The sequence below is a fragment of the Mariniflexile ostreae genome (assembly GCF_042427585.1).
GTDB classification, from domain to species: domain Bacteria; phylum Bacteroidota; class Bacteroidia; order Flavobacteriales; family Flavobacteriaceae; genus Pseudalgibacter; species Pseudalgibacter ostreae.
Genome location: NZ_JBHMFC010000031.1, coordinates 21490 through 36987, shown reverse-complemented (window position 1 = coordinate 36987; position 15498 = coordinate 21490). Strand labels below are relative to the sequence as shown.

Here is a 15498-nt window from a genome sequence, read left to right as displayed (position 1 = left end):
ATCCACAAATCATTCTCCTTTTTTGTCATAATACATATAGTTTATGCCACCAAAGGTAAAAAGCCAGATCATGTCATAAAAGACGTAGTTGCTCGGATGAATACCCTTAATTTATCTAATATGGAGTAATTTGGTTTTTTATTGATCATGATACTTTTAATCCATTTTAGCATTTATTGAGACCAATTCCATGAAAAAAAGATACGAATATTTTAAAAACCACATAACTCCTTGCAACGGTCTTTAACTGTAAATAACGGCCTAAAGAGTGAACGTTATAGGGATTGTGATAAGATTAAAATAAACATATCTTTTAATACTTGTGAAAGTTTTTTTCGAACTAACACCAAAAAATAAATCAATAACCACGTATGGTGGCTATTGATTTATATAGATTCTAAAAACAACTTATTTTTTAATAAACTTTGAGCTTGTACTTACACCATTTGAAGTGGCATTTATAAAATACATCCCTGCTTTTAATGTTGAGATGTTCACGTTTTCTGTGGTATTGGACTCTAGCACTTTTTGTCCAGTAAGATTATATATTACAACAGAATCTAATTTATTGTTTGATTTAATACTGATTTCAGCATTAGCAGGATTAGGGTACACACTAATTTTTCCGACTTCAAATTTAGAGGTACTTAATACACCCGAAGAAAAATAAACATCGTCAATGTAAAAAACATACGTTTCAGGAACAACAAAGCCTCCTTCACCAGGAGTGCTTTTAACCATAAAAATATTATTAACGTTACCGAAATTAAAACTTGCATTTTGTGCCGTTATATCGGTAAATGGAATAACTAAGCTGTGCCAGTTTCCATCGTAGACGAACCCATAGGTTTCTGGGTTAAAATTTGCTTGTTTACCAGCAGCATCTTCTAACCTAATTACGGTTGCTTGTACGCTGGTTGATCTTAAAGAAACATGGTGCATCATAAGCACTTAAGTCTTGATCTGGGCTTCCTGGATAGTTAAAATAGGCTTGGTAGTTTGTGCCAACAGTATTTGCTTTTGCTTCTATCACATAAGAGCCGCCATCTGTACCAGAATCTGAAAACTCAGTATTTATGCCCATAGCATCAGTGTTAAGATTCTGTGGTACAACAGTAGCTGTAACAGCGCGCTCTGTATAATAGCCTAGGGTCGTTTGGGCGTGCCCTAAAGCGCAGATTAATAAAGTAAAAAGACATGTAATTTTTTTCATAATAATAGAGGTTTAAAGATTAAATGAACTCAAAAGTATTAAACAATATCAGGTTAGGGGGACTGTATTGTTCTCATTTAGGGGTATGTATGTGTTTCTTGTAAATTAAAAAACCTACAGATACACGTTGTCATTAATCATGTATTTAAACCCTTACAAAAACGTATTGCTATTCTACAATTTTAAAAGAGACTTTTTGATCTTCTACCATTACAAAATATTCACCCGTCTCTAAATGTCTTTTACCATTGCCGTCCACATAGCTCAAGTCGCGATGTGGCTGGATTTCAAAACGGTATAATGTTGTCTCTCCCTTTTCTATATTTTTTTTCTCAAAGTATTTTAGTTCTTTTACTGGTCTTGAAATGTTGGCTACAGGATCTGAGATGTACCAAAGCACAGCTTCTTTTCCTGCTCTATCCCCTTTATTTGTAATTTCAATTTGTGCAATTAAGGTGTCTTGCTTTTTTAATGTAGTTGACGATAATTTTATAGGACTATAGTCAAATGTGGTGTAGCTTAATCCATGTCCCATCCAATATAATGGCTCTGCAGGAATGTCTTGATAGTGGCCACTTTTGGGCACTGCAGATGGTCGCATGTTGTAAGTCATGGGAATTTGTCCCGTAGTTTGGGGAAATGTTATAGCTAATTTCCCAGATGGATTTATCCTACCAGAAAGAATGCCTGATATAGCAGAACCGCCAGTGGTGCCAGGTTGCCACATTTCAATAATAGCATCGGCCTCATGATGCAAGCGGAACAATTCTAAAGGGCGTCCGCTAGATAAAACCAGAATAAGAGGTTTTCCTGTTTTTTTTAACTCTAAAACAAGTTGTTCTTGAATTTTAGGAAGTGAGATAGTGGAGCGAGACCCGTTCTCTCCACTCCAATCTCTTTTTTCACCTAGAAAAACAATAATAGCATCAGATTTATTTGCTGCTTGTCTAGCTTTCTTAAAGCCAGAAGTATCGTTGCCATCAAAATCACTGCCTTTAGCATAGTGCAAGTTTAATTGTGTCCCAAACTCTTTAATTAAGCCATCGTGAATGGTCTCTACATCTTCAGGTCGACCTTTTCCTTCCCAAAACCCCATAATATGAATAGAATCCTTTACCATAGGGCCTATTATCGCGATGTTCTTATAGTGTGATTTTATAGGAAGGAGTTCGTTTTTGTTTTTTAATAGCACCATAGACTCTGCGGCCAACGCTTTTGCTGTTAAAAGGTCTTCTGGTTGAAGGTAGCGCTCTTTTTCATCTAATTCATCTACATAAGGCTGATCAAAGAGACCTAATCGGAATTTTAATCTTAATATTCTTTTAACGGTATCGTCTATTTGTTGCTCGGTTATTTTTCCTTCTGCAACCAATGTTGGTAAGTTGTCATAATATAAATCGTCTACCATATCCATATCCACACCCGATAAGAAGGCTTTTAATGCCGCTTCTTTTGGGTTTCTGGCAACGCCTTGGTAAATTAAGTTTTTTATAGAACCCCAATCTGAAACAACAAAACCATCATGCCCCCATCGATCCTTAAGAATCTCTGTTAAGGTGTAGTGGTTTGCAGAAGCAGGAATACCACTAATGTCATTAAACCCACTCATTACTGTAGCTGCCCCTGCTTTTATCCCTGCTTCAAAGGGTGGCATAAAGGTTTCCCAAAGAGTTTGGCTAGAAACGTCGCTATAGTGATAATCTCTTCCACCTTCTGATAAGCTATAGCCTACATAGTGTTTCAGGCATGCTGCAATTGTAAATTTTTCTGAGAGCTTATGGCCTTGATAGCCCTCTATGGCTGCCACGCCAAAAACAGAATTGGCATAAGGGTCCTCTCCGTAACTTTCTGAAACTCTTCCCCAGCGCGGATCTCGCGCCACATCTACCATAGGTGAGAATGTCCAATCTATACCCGTTAACCAAGCTTCTTTAGCTGCAATCTCACAAGATTTTTTCACTAAAGCGGTATTCCAAGAACATGCTTGTGCTAATGGAATGGGGAAAATGGTTCTATAGCCGTGAACCACATCAAAACCAAAAATTATGGGAATGCCAAGCCGTGATTCCTCCATAGCTTTTTTTTGAATAAAATTTCTATATTTCGGATCGGTACTCCTATATATTAAAGACCCTATGTTGGGGTTTAAATCTTTAATTTTAGATTCATAATTATTCGGATTGTCGTTTTTTCCGTAAGCCCATTGGTTCATTTGAAGAATTTTTTCTTCTAAGGTCATAACCTGTAATAAATCTGCTATTCGCTCTTCTATAGGTGCTGTTCTGTTTTTATAAAGTGCTGTTTTGTTTTGTGAAAACAATAAAGTACAGGTAAGGATTAAAAAGGAAGCGGTTATGAGCTTTTTCATTTGTATTTAAAAAAGTGAAATTCCGCAAAACCTTAATTTTGCGGAATTTTCATTAATATTTAGGTGATGTTATTTAGATAAGTAAAAATTATCTAAATAAAAATTATAATTATTGGCATTTCTAACATCGTCTGGAGAACTTCTAAAAACTAATAGTTCTGTAATAGCATTTAAATTTATAGCAGGGTTCTTTGCTACAAAATCAGCTATTGGTATGGAGAGGAAATGCCAATTTCCATCTCTTTTAAAACCATAAGGCTCACTAGCAGCATCAAAAGTTAAGATTGCTTTTTGTCCGCCACCGCTTTGTAACCTGATGAGTATGGTGCCATTGCTGGTAGATTTTAACGCTACATTATAAGTTGCATAGCTGGATATGTCAATTGGGCTGTCGGGTATTATAGATGCCATGGCCCAATCTGCGGTACCATCAATAGTAAAACTCAAGGCTTTACTGCCTTCGTAAGGATTGTCTGTTATGGTGTTAATGGCAAATTGGTTATTAACCTCTAATTGCACGTTTACCGAACCTATAAGGTCTGTGTTTTCTGTATATATTCCAAATTTCTGTACTGGTGGTACGTATACGGTGTTGATAATTTCAAAGTAATTGGCGTCAATGCCATTGCCAGAAAACAGAATTCTAATAACATGTTGTCCTGCACTTAATGTAATGTTTTCAGCTTTTATGGTTTTATAGGCGCTGTCTGTACTTTCAATGAGGCCTGTTGACCCTAAGTCTGTAACGGTTCCACCATTAACATCCTGGATTTTAATAGAACTTCCACTATCATCAGCCAAAAGTCTAAAGTTAAAATCGTAGACACTAGCTGTTTCAACAAAAACAGAGTATTCCAACCATTCACCATTTTGTATAGATGTAACGTCGTATTTACCTTCTTCATCAAGAGTGGTCTTAATATCCACACCATGGCCAAATCGGTAATGAGCGTCGCCTTTGTTCTCTGGTTCTGTATCATGATATGATATGCCTTCTCCGCCGAAATCGAAATCCTCAAACTGAATTTTTGTTTCAGTAACTTTAGGTGAGCCTCCGTAAGGGCTTTGGGGCTCTACAGCCAATGGGGATACTTCTACAAAATAATCTTCTTTTTCTATCTGATTGTCAATGTACTTTACTTCAAGTGTCGTTTTATAGACACCAGATTGGTTGTAGGTAACCTCTACTTTGGGGTTGAAAGATGTTGCGGGGTTACCGCCTTCGAAAGTCCACGTTAAACTTTGTACCTTGGTTGAAAGGTTTTCAAAAGAAACTACTTCTCCAACGTTTATGCTTGTGGATGAGGTTTTGGCTTCTAGGGTTCCTTTTTCGTAAAGAGTCACTTCTCTAATATCATCTTCACAAGAAAGAAAACTAAAGAATATTAAAGCCATTAGACCGTACGATTTAAATGTGCTGGTATTTTTTAAAATCATAATTATTTTTTTTAGTGAAGTTTAGTTATCAAATACAAATATTGAAAATATTCTAATACACAAGGTGTCTCATAGTTTTTGTAAAGGGGTTGATATGTGTTTTTCTTAAAATAGCAGTCATCCATGCGATATGTTGAACGTAAATGGCTTAAACTTATGATAACGAATATTAGCACCCCTTAAGAAGGATTTTTGACAGAATGATTCTTTTTAAATAAAGATAGATTTGTATTGTTTTTAAACCATGATTATGATTAATACGAAATTAATATCAAGATGTTTATGTTTTGCAGTTTTGCTTGGGTTTTTCCAAAACTTAAAATGCCTTGCGCAAAATAACGTGTCTAATTTAGAACAATCCAGATTTAGTATAAAGCGCGGGGTGAATATTAGCCATTGGCTCTCCCAAACGAATAGGAATGCGGAAGAAAGGCTTCGGTTTTTTACTGAAGAGGATATGGCGTTGATTGCGTCTTTAGGGTACGACCACATTAGATTGCCCATTGACGAAAAAAACATGTGGGATGAAAATGGCCAGAAACATCCTTTGGCGTTTCAATCACTCCACAATGCGATACATTGGGCTAAAGAAAACAAATTAAAAGTTGTAGTCGATTTGCATATCGTGCGTTCACATTTTTTTAATAATGATTATAATGCGCTGTGGGACAGTGTTGACGAGAAAGAGAAGTTTGTGGGTTTATGGAAGCAGTTATCCTCAGAATTGTTAATGTATCCAAATAGCTTGGTGGCTTATGAGATTTTAAATGAACCCGTAGCTAATAATCCTGAAAGTTGGAATGAATTACTATTTGCAACCTTTATGGAAATAAGAATAAAAGAACCTTTCCGTACCATTGTGATAGGGTCTAATAAATGGCAATCTGTGGATACTTTTAAGGATTTAGAAATCCCTAAGGATGATCCGAATATTATTTTAAGCTTTCATTTTTATAGTCCGCATGTCTTTACGCATTACCAAGCGCCTTGGAGTAAAAGAGTGGGGTTTTATAAGGGGTCTGTTAAATATCCTGGAATTCCAGTTGATAAAAAAGATGTAGCAGCTTATACAAAAGAACAAGTAGAAGCTCTTTTAGAGGACAGTGCAAATTATTCAAAAAAATATCTTCTCGAAAGAATGAAGGGGCCTCTAGAAATTGCCAAAAAATATAACTTACCATTATATTGTGGGGAATTTGGAAGCTTACCTACAACACGAAAAAAGGACAGGTTGCAATGGTACCGCGATATGGTAAGTGTTTTTGAAGATAACGACATGGCTTGGGCAAACTGGGATTATAAAGGGAATTTTGGAATTGTAGATTCTGAAACCAATAAATTGGATAAAGACTTAGTGAATGTTTTAATGAGAAAAGATTGAAACAAGTATGAGGGTTTCATTTTAGGTTATTGTATAAAAAGACTAGCTCTTTTTTTGCTTAAAAGAGAAGAACGTGCTCCTATAGAATGAATGTTGGCATACATATTTGAATCCGAGCGCTTCTTTTAACAGGAGAGTGTCTCTTATAATTCTTTAAATAGTAAATATTTTGATGGTTAATAAAATGAGCGCTTTAAATTCGATTCATTATTGCTCTAAGAAATTTAACAAGTCTTCCAATTTACTTGAAGAGTCGCTAAGACCACCTTCGCGATTTCTTACAAGCCAAATCGTTTTATGATTTTCTATTAAATCTTTTAATTCATTTGCTAGTTCTTGTCTCGTGCTCTTGGGGATGTTTTCTGTCTTCATTCCCTTAGCTTTCAAACGTGCCACACCTAGATTAATCCCAAATAAAGCTAAATGGGCAGCTTGATTAGATTCTTCTATAATAATTTTACTATCCACGGCGGTTGGTTTTGCTTTAGTTAAAAAATCCAATCCTTTGAGTATTTCTTTTTTAGCAGCTAAAAGTCCTTTTTCGTTTAGTTTTTTTGTTTGGTAATGTCCCTTCATAGTCCAGTTGTATCTGCGAATCATTAGATGGAACGCATTCGCATTGCCTTCTGGTATCTGTGCTTTTAAATAAGAATCCCCTAGGGTTAGTAGCGCTTTAGCTGTATAGCCTGTAGGGTCTTCAAAAACATATTTATTAAGACGCGCAGGTAATTGATCTAAGGCAGCATCAGAGTAATTCCAAGCGTAACCAGCTCCTAATAGAAGTGTAGCATAACTTACTGATTTGGGTTGAAAATGTCCATAATCTCCCCAATCGGTGATTAAAAAACCTTTAGCACCATATTTTTTCCCTTGAATTGCCGCATGCTTAAGATTTTTAAATCCGTTTCTATTCCGTCCAATTTCAGAACGCCAAGAAGAGGTGCCCGGACACACGTAAAAGTCTAGTCCTGCATCATGGAATTTTGCAAGATTTCTATCGAATGGATAGGTGGCGTCATAACCCCACACTAAGGCTGTCATGCTTTTGGGGATATCTTTAATTAGTTCGGGATGATTTAAAACAATATCTCCCCAAAAAAGGGTTTGTTTGCCGTGTAGGTTTATTTCTGTGTTTAACATTTCTAAAAAGTCTAAATAGACTTGTCCTTTCCCTATTTTATTGCTCAAAGCTTTCGATTTTCCTAAGCCTAACTCAACCGTTTCATCCCCTCCAATATTAACATATTTACTGGTAAAATTAGGAAGTAGCTCTGCATATAGCTCTTGCATTAATTCCAGAGATTTTGGATTGGTGGGTGCTAATGCTGTTCTTTTTCGTTTGCCCCAAATCGTATTGCAGTCTGTTTCACATTCACTAAGTTCAAGGTATTCATCATGCTTTAACCAATTTTCCATATGGCCAAATGAATTTTGATTGGGAACCAGGTCAATCCCTTTTTCTAAACAATAAGCATTGAGCTGTTGTATTTCTATTGCAGTTAGCGGACTTGCGTTTTTCCAAACAACTTCATGGTTTTTATATGCAAACGTATGTTCTGTATACAACTGTAATTCATTAATACGCCAATTTGCCAATTGATCTATTAGTAAATACAAGCTTTCCATAGTGGGAATTTTATCCCGACTAACATCAAGCATATAGCCTCTTCTTTCAAAATTAGCCCAATCTTCAATTATTATTTTTTGGAGTGGTTTATTTTCAGACTTGGCGTATTCAAGCACTTGTAATAACGTTTGCTTCCCGTATTTTAAGGCATTTTCATTTTTCGCTGCTAATTTTATCCCAGACGTATCAATCGTTAATTTATAGTAATCGTGATATGTGAAATTAGTGTCTACTTCAAAACAAACATTAAGGTATTTTTTGTCTGCTAAAAACTGCCATTCTCCTCTAGATTTTTGACGAATGCTTAATACAAGGAAATTTTCAAAAGCTTTAATTTGCGACTTTTCAATAGAGATGCCGCTAGCGCCAACCTCTATTTTCTGAGGTGAAAAAAGCAAATATTTTGAGATGTTGTCTTTGGCGAAAATAAAGTGGCTTGAAAACAGTAGAAAATATAGTACAGCGATTTTAAACTTCATAATTATAGCGATTAATGCAAGTAAGTGTCGGTTTTTATATAAAAAATCTAAAGTAACGAATATAAAACCTTTATAAGAAATAAGAATGCACTCTGCATGCGTTATTAATTTAAATAATATTTAAGTCAAGCTAAAAATTATATTAGGCCTTTTACTTCTTAAGGCATACATGTGCAGGGTATAGAACTCGAACCCGTTTTGTTTATTAGAAAAAACAGGATGTTTTAGGCTAAATGGTGTAAATAAAGAGACGTTTGGATGGTTAAAGTCACTTTCATTTAATATAAATGAGTCTAGCTTGGGATTTAAAATACATTTTTGAATTTTGCGCTTTAAAAGCCCATATATTCTAAAAGGAATATCTAAATTTGCATATTATTTTAGAAAAGGTTGCCCATTTATGTGGGCATTAAATGGGAATCTGGTGAAATTCCAGAACTGTCCCGCAGCTGTAAGCTTTTTGATGAAGCCCAATAATGGTCACTTTCTTTTTAGAAGGGAAGGCCGGGTGGATAAAGCAAGTCAGAATACCTGCCATTTCTTTTAATTCTTTAAGGCTTTCGGGGATTGAAGCTTGGAATGGATGTATAAACGTTTCGATTATAAGCGAAGTCGTTTACCTTTCTTTTTATTCCTCGTTTGCAATAGGTCATTATGAGGAGGTATTTAAATTTTATTAAAATAGTATTTGTCGGACTCTTTCTGTGTCCCACAGTACTTTTGGCCCAAAAGCGTGATACGATATCTCCTATTGAATTACAAGAGGTGCTCTTAAATCATTTCAAAAGCAGAAATGAGTCTCATAAATCTCCAGTACCAGTGCAATCGCTATCAGGAGCGCAATTGAAAAAACTAAACAGTTTAAGTGTGGCAGATGTATTACGTTATTTTAGCGGCATACAGCTCAAAGATTATGGCGGTATTGGCGGGATAAAAACAGTGAATGTTCGCAGTATGGGATCGCAACATACTGGTGTTTTTTACGACGGCATTCAGTTGGGGAATGCGCAAAATGGGCAAGTCGACCTCGGTAAGTTTTCCCTCGAAAACATGGAGAAAGTAAGTCTGTATCAAGGTCAGCGTACAGATTTGCAACAATCTGCAAAATCGTATGCCTCCTCAAACACTATTTATCTCGAAACAAAAACACCAAAATTTGAAAGAGGCAAGAACTATCAATTAACAATGGGCGTGCGTTCGGGGTCTTTTGGCTTATTCAATCCGTCACTTAACCTAAATTACAAAATAAATAAAGCTGTCTCTGCGCGCTTAAGTACTGAAATGGTACGTGCAGATGGTAGATATAAGTTTCAGTATTCCAATGGGGTTTACGATACCACAGCAGTGAGGAATAATGCAGATGTCACCTCCTATCGAGTAGAAGCCTCAATGCATGGCCGGCATAAAAACGAGGACACCTGGAACTTAAAATATTACCACTATAATTCTGAAAGAGGTTTGCCAGGAGTCATAGTGGCCAATAGGTTTGCACGTCCGCAACGGTTATGGGATAGGAATAATTTTTTACAAGCAGATTATAAACATAAATTTGGAGCGCAGTATGCTGTTAAAATACGTGGTAAATACGCTGTAGATTTCTCCAGATACTTAGACCCTGAAATAGTAACTACTACTGGGTTTTTGAATAACGAATACGATCAGCAAGAATATTATTTATCTTTAGTACACAGCTATAAAGCTAAATCATTTTGGACATTGAGTTTTGCGACAGACCTTCAGCATAACGTCATGCAAGCCAATTTATACCGATTTGCATATCCTAAAAGAAACACATTGCTAAATGTTTTGGCTTCCGATTTAAAATTTGATAGGCTCAATATTCAATTAAGTCTTTTAAGTACAGGGGTCTATGAATCTGTAAAGTATTATGAGGCAGCAGAAGACCTTCAAGAGTATTCGCCTACGATCCTGTTTAATGTCCAGCCCTTATCAACACCCGACTTAAGAATTCGAGGGTTTTATAAAAAGATGTTTCGTATGCCCACGTTCAATGATCTGTATTACACTTTTGTTGGCAATACTTTTTTGGATCCTGAATACTCAGAGCAGATTAATTTGGGTTTTTCTTGGCAAAAACAAGTGGGAGCTATGGTTTTTAATATTACTAGCGATATTTATAAAATATGGATTACAGATAAAATAGTGGCCATTCCTGGAACCAATCTTTTTAGATGGACGATGTTTAATCTTGATGAGGTGGAAACTAACGGGGTAGAAACTAATATAACTAACTCAGGAAAGCTAAGTTCTAGCTTTAATTATACAGCAATCCTAACTTATACGTTTCAAGAATCTTTAGATGTAACACCTGGCGGAAGTAGCTTTATGCAACAGATTCCTTATGTGCCTAAACATAGTGGGGGTTTAAGTATGATGATGGATTATAAGGAGATTGCTCTCAATTACAGTTTTATATATACCGGTGAGCGCTACAGCCAAAAAGCTAACATCCCCTCCAATTATTTGCAACCTTGGTACACACACGATATCTCTGCTAATTACGCCATCCCTTTTTTTGGAGAAAATCCTTTAAAAATAGGACTGGAAGTTAATAATATTTTTGACCAGCAGTATGCGGTCGTAAAGAATTTCCCGATGCCCGGTAGGTCCTTTCGGTTAAACCTAAATTATGAATTTTAAATTAAAAAAAACATGAAAAAATGCTGTTTATTACTTATGATTTTCTTCGGAATGTATTCGTGCCAAACCGACGACCCCATTACGGAAAGTGATATACAAATCCCCGATGAAGGAGGGGAAGACCAACCAGCTACTCTTGTAAAAGGATTTTATTTATTGAATGAAGGCAATATGTCCATGAATAAAGCCTCTTTAGATTTTATGAATTATGAAACGGGAGACTATAAAAGAAATGTGTTTACAGAGGCGAATCCCGACTTAGTAGGTGGTCTAGGGGATGTTGGGAGCGCTATTGGTATCTACGGTTCTAAGCTTTATGTGGTGGTGAACGCTTCTAATAAAGTAGAAGTACTTGATGCTAATACAGGCAAGAGGCTTAAAAAAATTGATATCGATAATGGTCGCTACATTGCTTTTTATAATGGAAAAGCCTATTTGAGTAGTTATTTGGGAAGTATAGGGGACCCTAACGCTCCAAATGGAATTGTGGCCGAAATAGACACCACCAGCCTGAGCATCACACGTCGTGTTGAGGTTGGACGCCAGCCCGAAGAACTGGTGGCCTATAATGATAAAATTTATGTGGCCAATTCCGGAGGTTATAGTCCTCCAAATTATGAGTCTACAGTTTCTGTTATTGATATTAATACGTTTACAGAAACCAAACGTATAGAAGTGGCTCTAAACCTACATCGCTTGAAGCTAGATAGTGAAGGCGATTTATATGTTACCTCAAGAGGGGATTATTATGATACGCCTTCTAAGTTAGTGGTAGTAGATGCCAATACAGAAACTGTGAAAACAAGTTTTGAAATAGGTGTTAGTAACTTGGTCATTCATAAGGATATCGCTTATATGTATAATTCAGAGTTTAGCTATATCACTGGCGATTATAGCATTTTATATAGTATGTTGGACACGCAATCGGAAACTTTTTTAGACAAAACCTTTATTGCCGAAAAACATAAAGACCTTATTAAAATGCCTTATGGAATTGCAGTGCATCCTGAAACAGATGAGGTGTTTATTACAGATGCAAAAGATTATGTAACGCCTGGAAATCTACATTGTTTCACGCCAGATGGCGAGTTGAAATGGACCGTTCAAACTGGCGACATACCTGCACATATTGCTTTTAAATATTAATAATTAACATAATATATAATAAAAATGAAAAGAAATCAGAACTTTTTAATTGCAGCTTTTTTAGGCTTTGCACTGGTATTGTCGTCTTGTAGTGAAGATGATTCTGTTGAAATTTTAGAACCTCAAATCGCAATGTCTATTGAAGAAAATACGCAGCAATTAAGTGTTGGCGACAGCATGGTTTTTTCAGCAGTAAATCAAAATAACGCGGTGTATGAAGAAAAATGGTCGTTGGGCGATAATGTCGTGTCGAATACGAATACGTATCTTTTCGAGCCAACCCACTCTGGGGATTATAAGCTTTACTATGAGGCTTCTAATGCCACAACTACATTTAATTACGAGTACACCATACATGTTGCCGCTAAAATAAGGCCTATTACAGAGGCCAGCAATGCATATGTTTCTCAGCTTATAGAATATCTTCCAGCGCCTGGCCAGTTTATTAATAAAAACCCTGGAAATATAGCAAGTGCCGAAAGTATTATTGGAAAAAAAGGCTCAGTAACTTTAGGGGCCTGGGGAGGTGCTGTAAGTTATGCTTTTGATCATACGGTTATTAATAATGCAGATGAAGATGATTTTATTATCTATGGTAATGCTTCTTCAACGTTCTCAGAACCTGGTGTTATTTATGTCATGCAAGATGAGAATGCCAATGGGTTAGCAGATGATACTTGGTATGAAATTAAAGGAAGTGCACATGCAGAAGAAGGAACACTTAGAGATTATAAGGTAACTTATTTTAGACCCGAAACTGTAGAAGGAGATGTCGCATGGGAAGATAATAAAGGGAATACAGGTGTAGTTTTAAAAAGCGCGTTTCATAAACAAGCATATTATCCAGAATGGATTACAGAAGACTCTTATACTATTTCTGGTACATTATTGTCAGACATGAATATTGATAGAAGTAATCCTTCTATGATTACGAGTGCGCCATTTGATTACGGTTATGCCGATAACACGCCAGGTGGAGATAAAATAAATATTGCAGATGCCGTGGATGAAGCGGGTAATGCTGTGCATTTAAGTGGCATTGATTTTATAAAGATTCAAACCGGAATACAGGCCAATATGGGTTGGTTGGGAGAATTGTCTACGGAAGTTGCCGGTGTGGCCGACTTAAGTTTGTTGAATTAAGACCGATTTAAAATTGCATCACATTAAGATCGGTATTTCTTTTTAAAGGATAAGCATATTATCGGCTTCAAAACCTTTGTACACTAGTCTTTAAGATCATTATGTGATTTTTAAAACTAAAAATCAAGCACTTCTAAATTTTAGAGGTGCTTTTTTATTGTTTTTCACTTTAAATAAGAACCATTTTATTGATTACTGAATATTATGTGTAGGAATTTGGGTGGTTTTAGAAAAAATAATGCGTTTTATTTAGTCCGGTGTTATAACGTTTTGCGTGGCTGTGCAAGATGAAGAGGGTAATTTAATTAAAACAGGGTTTAGAGCCAAAGGGCCTATTCAAATAAAGGAGTCTTTTTTTATAAAAGCATATCTTTGCAGTAACTAGCGGCTTTAGCAACATAGATTCTGTTATAAGTGGCTGTTTAGATGTGTAAAAGCTATTTTTTGGGATTTACCCATGTCAAGCGTTCTAAATTTGTATGTTAAAGGAGCATAAAGCGTAAGAAAGACCACAAATTAGCGTCTATAAATATAATTTTTTATAAGAATGTATGCCATAGTCTTAATAAGGGTCGTGTAGAAGCTATTGATTATTTTAAAAATCACTATAGCCTTTAGTTTCAATGTTGCTGGATTGGTGAATTTATCGGAAAAGCGGCTTCAAAATTTGATAGGATTTTATGGAAGTCAGAATCAAATCACAACGTTAAATAACATCCTGTTTAAAACAGTGGAAGGCATTATAAAAAAAGGAGTAGTATTAAAGAAGTATCTAATTACGATGAACACATAAGCTAATGATGGAAAAAAATACATTACAACAAAAAATAAATGCCATAAAAGACTATACGTTTGAGGTTTTAGATAGCAATTCAGAAGTGAATGTCTACACCACGATTAGCAAAGTTTATCGCATTGAGAAAAATATTGAAAAGATAATTAAGGAGGATCAGATTGAAAATATCGACTTCAATTGTTTACGCATAGCTAACTATATCATTAATATAGAACAGGCCAAAAATAAATCAAAAACATTTGATTTTAAAAACGCAGAAATATCTGTAGGCGAGGTTGTTAGGGAGATGGAGGAGAAATTCGAGCTGGAAAGTGAAATTATTAATAAGGTAAAAACTATTGTTATAGAATCTTTTCCCTTTAATGAGCCACAATTATTAGAAGCTAAAATAATTTCAGACGCTAATATTATGGATTTCGCTTGTAACCAAGGTCGGGATCGCTTGAAACAAATGTATGAGCAAATGATCTTAAAGGATCTTAAGTTCTCGAAACGCAACTGGTATGATGTGCTTATTAATATTTTAGAAAGCTACAAAACAACCACTAATTTTGGGCAAACCGTTGTGCAACCTAAAATTAATAAGTTGTATAAGAGCTTAAAAAAAGAGCGGAAAGCTCTCGAAAATCAAAATAATTTAATTTTACAAAAGGAGCTTAAAATTAGTGACGAAGAAATTAAAAAGTTAAAGAAAGATTTAGGCAAGATAAAAGGAAGAGACGATAGGGGAATCCAAACTTTATTTAGAAATACATCAAGAAATCATTATACCTTAAATAGAATGGTAGATGCCAAGGCGAGTATTATGATTACTGTAAACTCTATAATTCTTTCTTTAATTTTAAGTGGTATAATAGGAAAATCGTCAGCCGAATTATCTAATGATTATGTTCCATCCATTATTTTTTCCATAGTAAATTTATTATCGATAACTTTTGCTATTATTTCTATTGCACCAAATAAAACACAAGGAAATTTTACCGAAGAAGAGATTCGAAGTAAAAAGGGAAATTTACTCTATTTTGGAAATTTTCATAATATGCAATATCGTGATTTCGAATGGGCCTTTTTGCAAATGCTTCAAGATAAAGATTACCTATACACGTCTATGATTCGTGATTTTTATTATCAATCTCAAATACTACATAGAAAATATGTACACCTTAGGCTTTCCTTATATATATTTCTCTTTGGATTAGGGGTGGCCATATTATCTCATTTTTTAATTTATTGGACCTAATCTTTAA

Annotated in this window: 10 protein-coding genes and 1 riboswitch; of the genes, 5 read left to right on the top strand and 5 right to left on the bottom strand. The window is 35.4% G+C overall.

All coding sequences use genetic code 11. The features are described 5' to 3' along the window. Positions 1-408 precede the first annotated feature (408 nt). The 4 genes from ACFFU9_RS08415 to ACFFU9_RS08400 form a co-directional block, all read right to left on the bottom strand. Positions 409-945 carry a T9SS type A sorting domain-containing protein gene (locus ACFFU9_RS08415; protein ID WP_379860959.1) on the bottom strand — a complete coding sequence of 179 codons (537 nt, stop codon included), beginning with the start codon at positions 943-945 and terminating at the stop codon, positions 409-411. Further along, positions 893-1213 carry a hypothetical protein gene (locus tag ACFFU9_RS08410; RefSeq protein ID WP_379860958.1) on the bottom strand — a complete coding sequence of 107 codons (321 nt, stop codon included), beginning with the start codon at positions 1211-1213 and terminating at the stop codon, positions 893-895. The genes ACFFU9_RS08415 and ACFFU9_RS08410 overlap by 53 nt, the downstream gene beginning before the upstream one ends. A 169-nt stretch (positions 1214-1382) precedes the next feature. Beyond that, on the bottom strand, positions 1383-3581 hold the full coding sequence (locus ACFFU9_RS08405) for a glycoside hydrolase family 3 N-terminal domain-containing protein (protein WP_379860957.1): 2199 nt from the start codon (positions 3579-3581) through the stop codon (positions 1383-1385). Between the two features lie 69 nt (positions 3582-3650). Continuing rightward, complete coding sequence (locus ACFFU9_RS08400; RefSeq protein ID WP_379860956.1) at positions 3651-5018, bottom strand: carbohydrate-binding protein; 1368 nt, start codon at positions 5016-5018, stop codon at positions 3651-3653. Positions 5019-5358: 340 nt separating this feature from the next. On the opposite strand from ACFFU9_RS08400, the gene ACFFU9_RS08395 reads away from it, so the two are divergent. After that, positions 5359-6399 carry a glycoside hydrolase family 5 protein gene (locus ACFFU9_RS08395; protein WP_379860955.1) on the top strand — a complete coding sequence of 347 codons (1041 nt, stop codon included), beginning with the start codon at positions 5359-5361 and terminating at the stop codon, positions 6397-6399. Between the two features lie 207 nt (positions 6400-6606). Here ACFFU9_RS08395 and ACFFU9_RS08390 read toward each other — a convergent pair whose 3' ends face one another. Further along, complete coding sequence (locus tag ACFFU9_RS08390) at positions 6607-8505, bottom strand: beta-N-acetylhexosaminidase (RefSeq protein WP_379860954.1); 1899 nt, start codon at positions 8503-8505, stop codon at positions 6607-6609. A 370-nt stretch (positions 8506-8875) separates the two neighbouring features. Beyond that, positions 8876-9058: riboswitch (cobalamin riboswitch) on the top strand. 101 nt (positions 9059-9159) lie between these two features. Between ACFFU9_RS08390 and ACFFU9_RS08385 the strand changes: the two genes are divergently transcribed. The 4 genes from ACFFU9_RS08385 (at position 9160) to ACFFU9_RS08370 (ending at position 15491) form a co-directional block, all read left to right on the top strand. After that, complete coding sequence (locus ACFFU9_RS08385; RefSeq protein ID WP_379860953.1) at positions 9160-11166, top strand: TonB-dependent receptor plug domain-containing protein; 2007 nt, start codon at positions 9160-9162, stop codon at positions 11164-11166. A gap of 12 nt (positions 11167-11178) precedes the next feature. Next, on the top strand, positions 11179-12312 hold the full coding sequence (locus tag ACFFU9_RS08380; protein ID WP_379860952.1) for a DUF5074 domain-containing protein: 1134 nt from the start codon (positions 11179-11181) through the stop codon (positions 12310-12312). A gap of 24 nt (positions 12313-12336) precedes the next feature. After that, positions 12337-13455 (top strand): hypothetical protein, encoded by a 1119-nt coding sequence (locus ACFFU9_RS08375; protein WP_379860951.1) that lies wholly within the window; start codon positions 12337-12339, stop codon positions 13453-13455. Between the two features lie 797 nt (positions 13456-14252). Continuing rightward, on the top strand, positions 14253-15491 hold the full coding sequence (locus ACFFU9_RS08370) for a Pycsar system effector family protein (protein ID WP_379860950.1): 1239 nt from the start codon (positions 14253-14255) through the stop codon (positions 15489-15491). The last annotated feature ends 7 nt before the right edge of the window (positions 15492-15498 follow it).

Excerpts from the sequence above, each read along its gene's own strand:
- ACFFU9_RS08410 (WP_379860958.1), bottom strand. The coding sequence starts at position 1,213 with ATGAAAAAAATTACATGTCTTTTTACTTTATTAATCTGCGCTTTAGGG.
- ACFFU9_RS08415 (WP_379860959.1), bottom strand. The coding sequence starts at position 945 with ATGATGCACCATGTTTCTTTAAGATCAACCAGCGTACAAGCAACCGTA.
- ACFFU9_RS08370 (WP_379860950.1), top strand. The coding sequence starts at position 14,253 with ATGATGGAAAAAAATACATTACAACAAAAAATAAATGCCATAAAAGAC.
- ACFFU9_RS08390 (WP_379860954.1), bottom strand. The coding sequence starts at position 8,505 with ATGAAGTTTAAAATCGCTGTACTATATTTTCTACTGTTTTCAAGCCAC.
- ACFFU9_RS08380 (WP_379860952.1), top strand. The coding sequence starts at position 11,179 with ATGAAAAAATGCTGTTTATTACTTATGATTTTCTTCGGAATGTATTCG.
- ACFFU9_RS08375 (WP_379860951.1), top strand. The coding sequence starts at position 12,337 with ATGAAAAGAAATCAGAACTTTTTAATTGCAGCTTTTTTAGGCTTTGCA.
- ACFFU9_RS08385 (WP_379860953.1), top strand. The coding sequence starts at position 9,160 with ATGAGGAGGTATTTAAATTTTATTAAAATAGTATTTGTCGGACTCTTT.
- ACFFU9_RS08405 (WP_379860957.1), bottom strand. The coding sequence starts at position 3,581 with ATGAAAAAGCTCATAACCGCTTCCTTTTTAATCCTTACCTGTACTTTA.
- ACFFU9_RS08400 (WP_379860956.1), bottom strand. The coding sequence starts at position 5,018 with ATGATTTTAAAAAATACCAGCACATTTAAATCGTACGGTCTAATGGCT.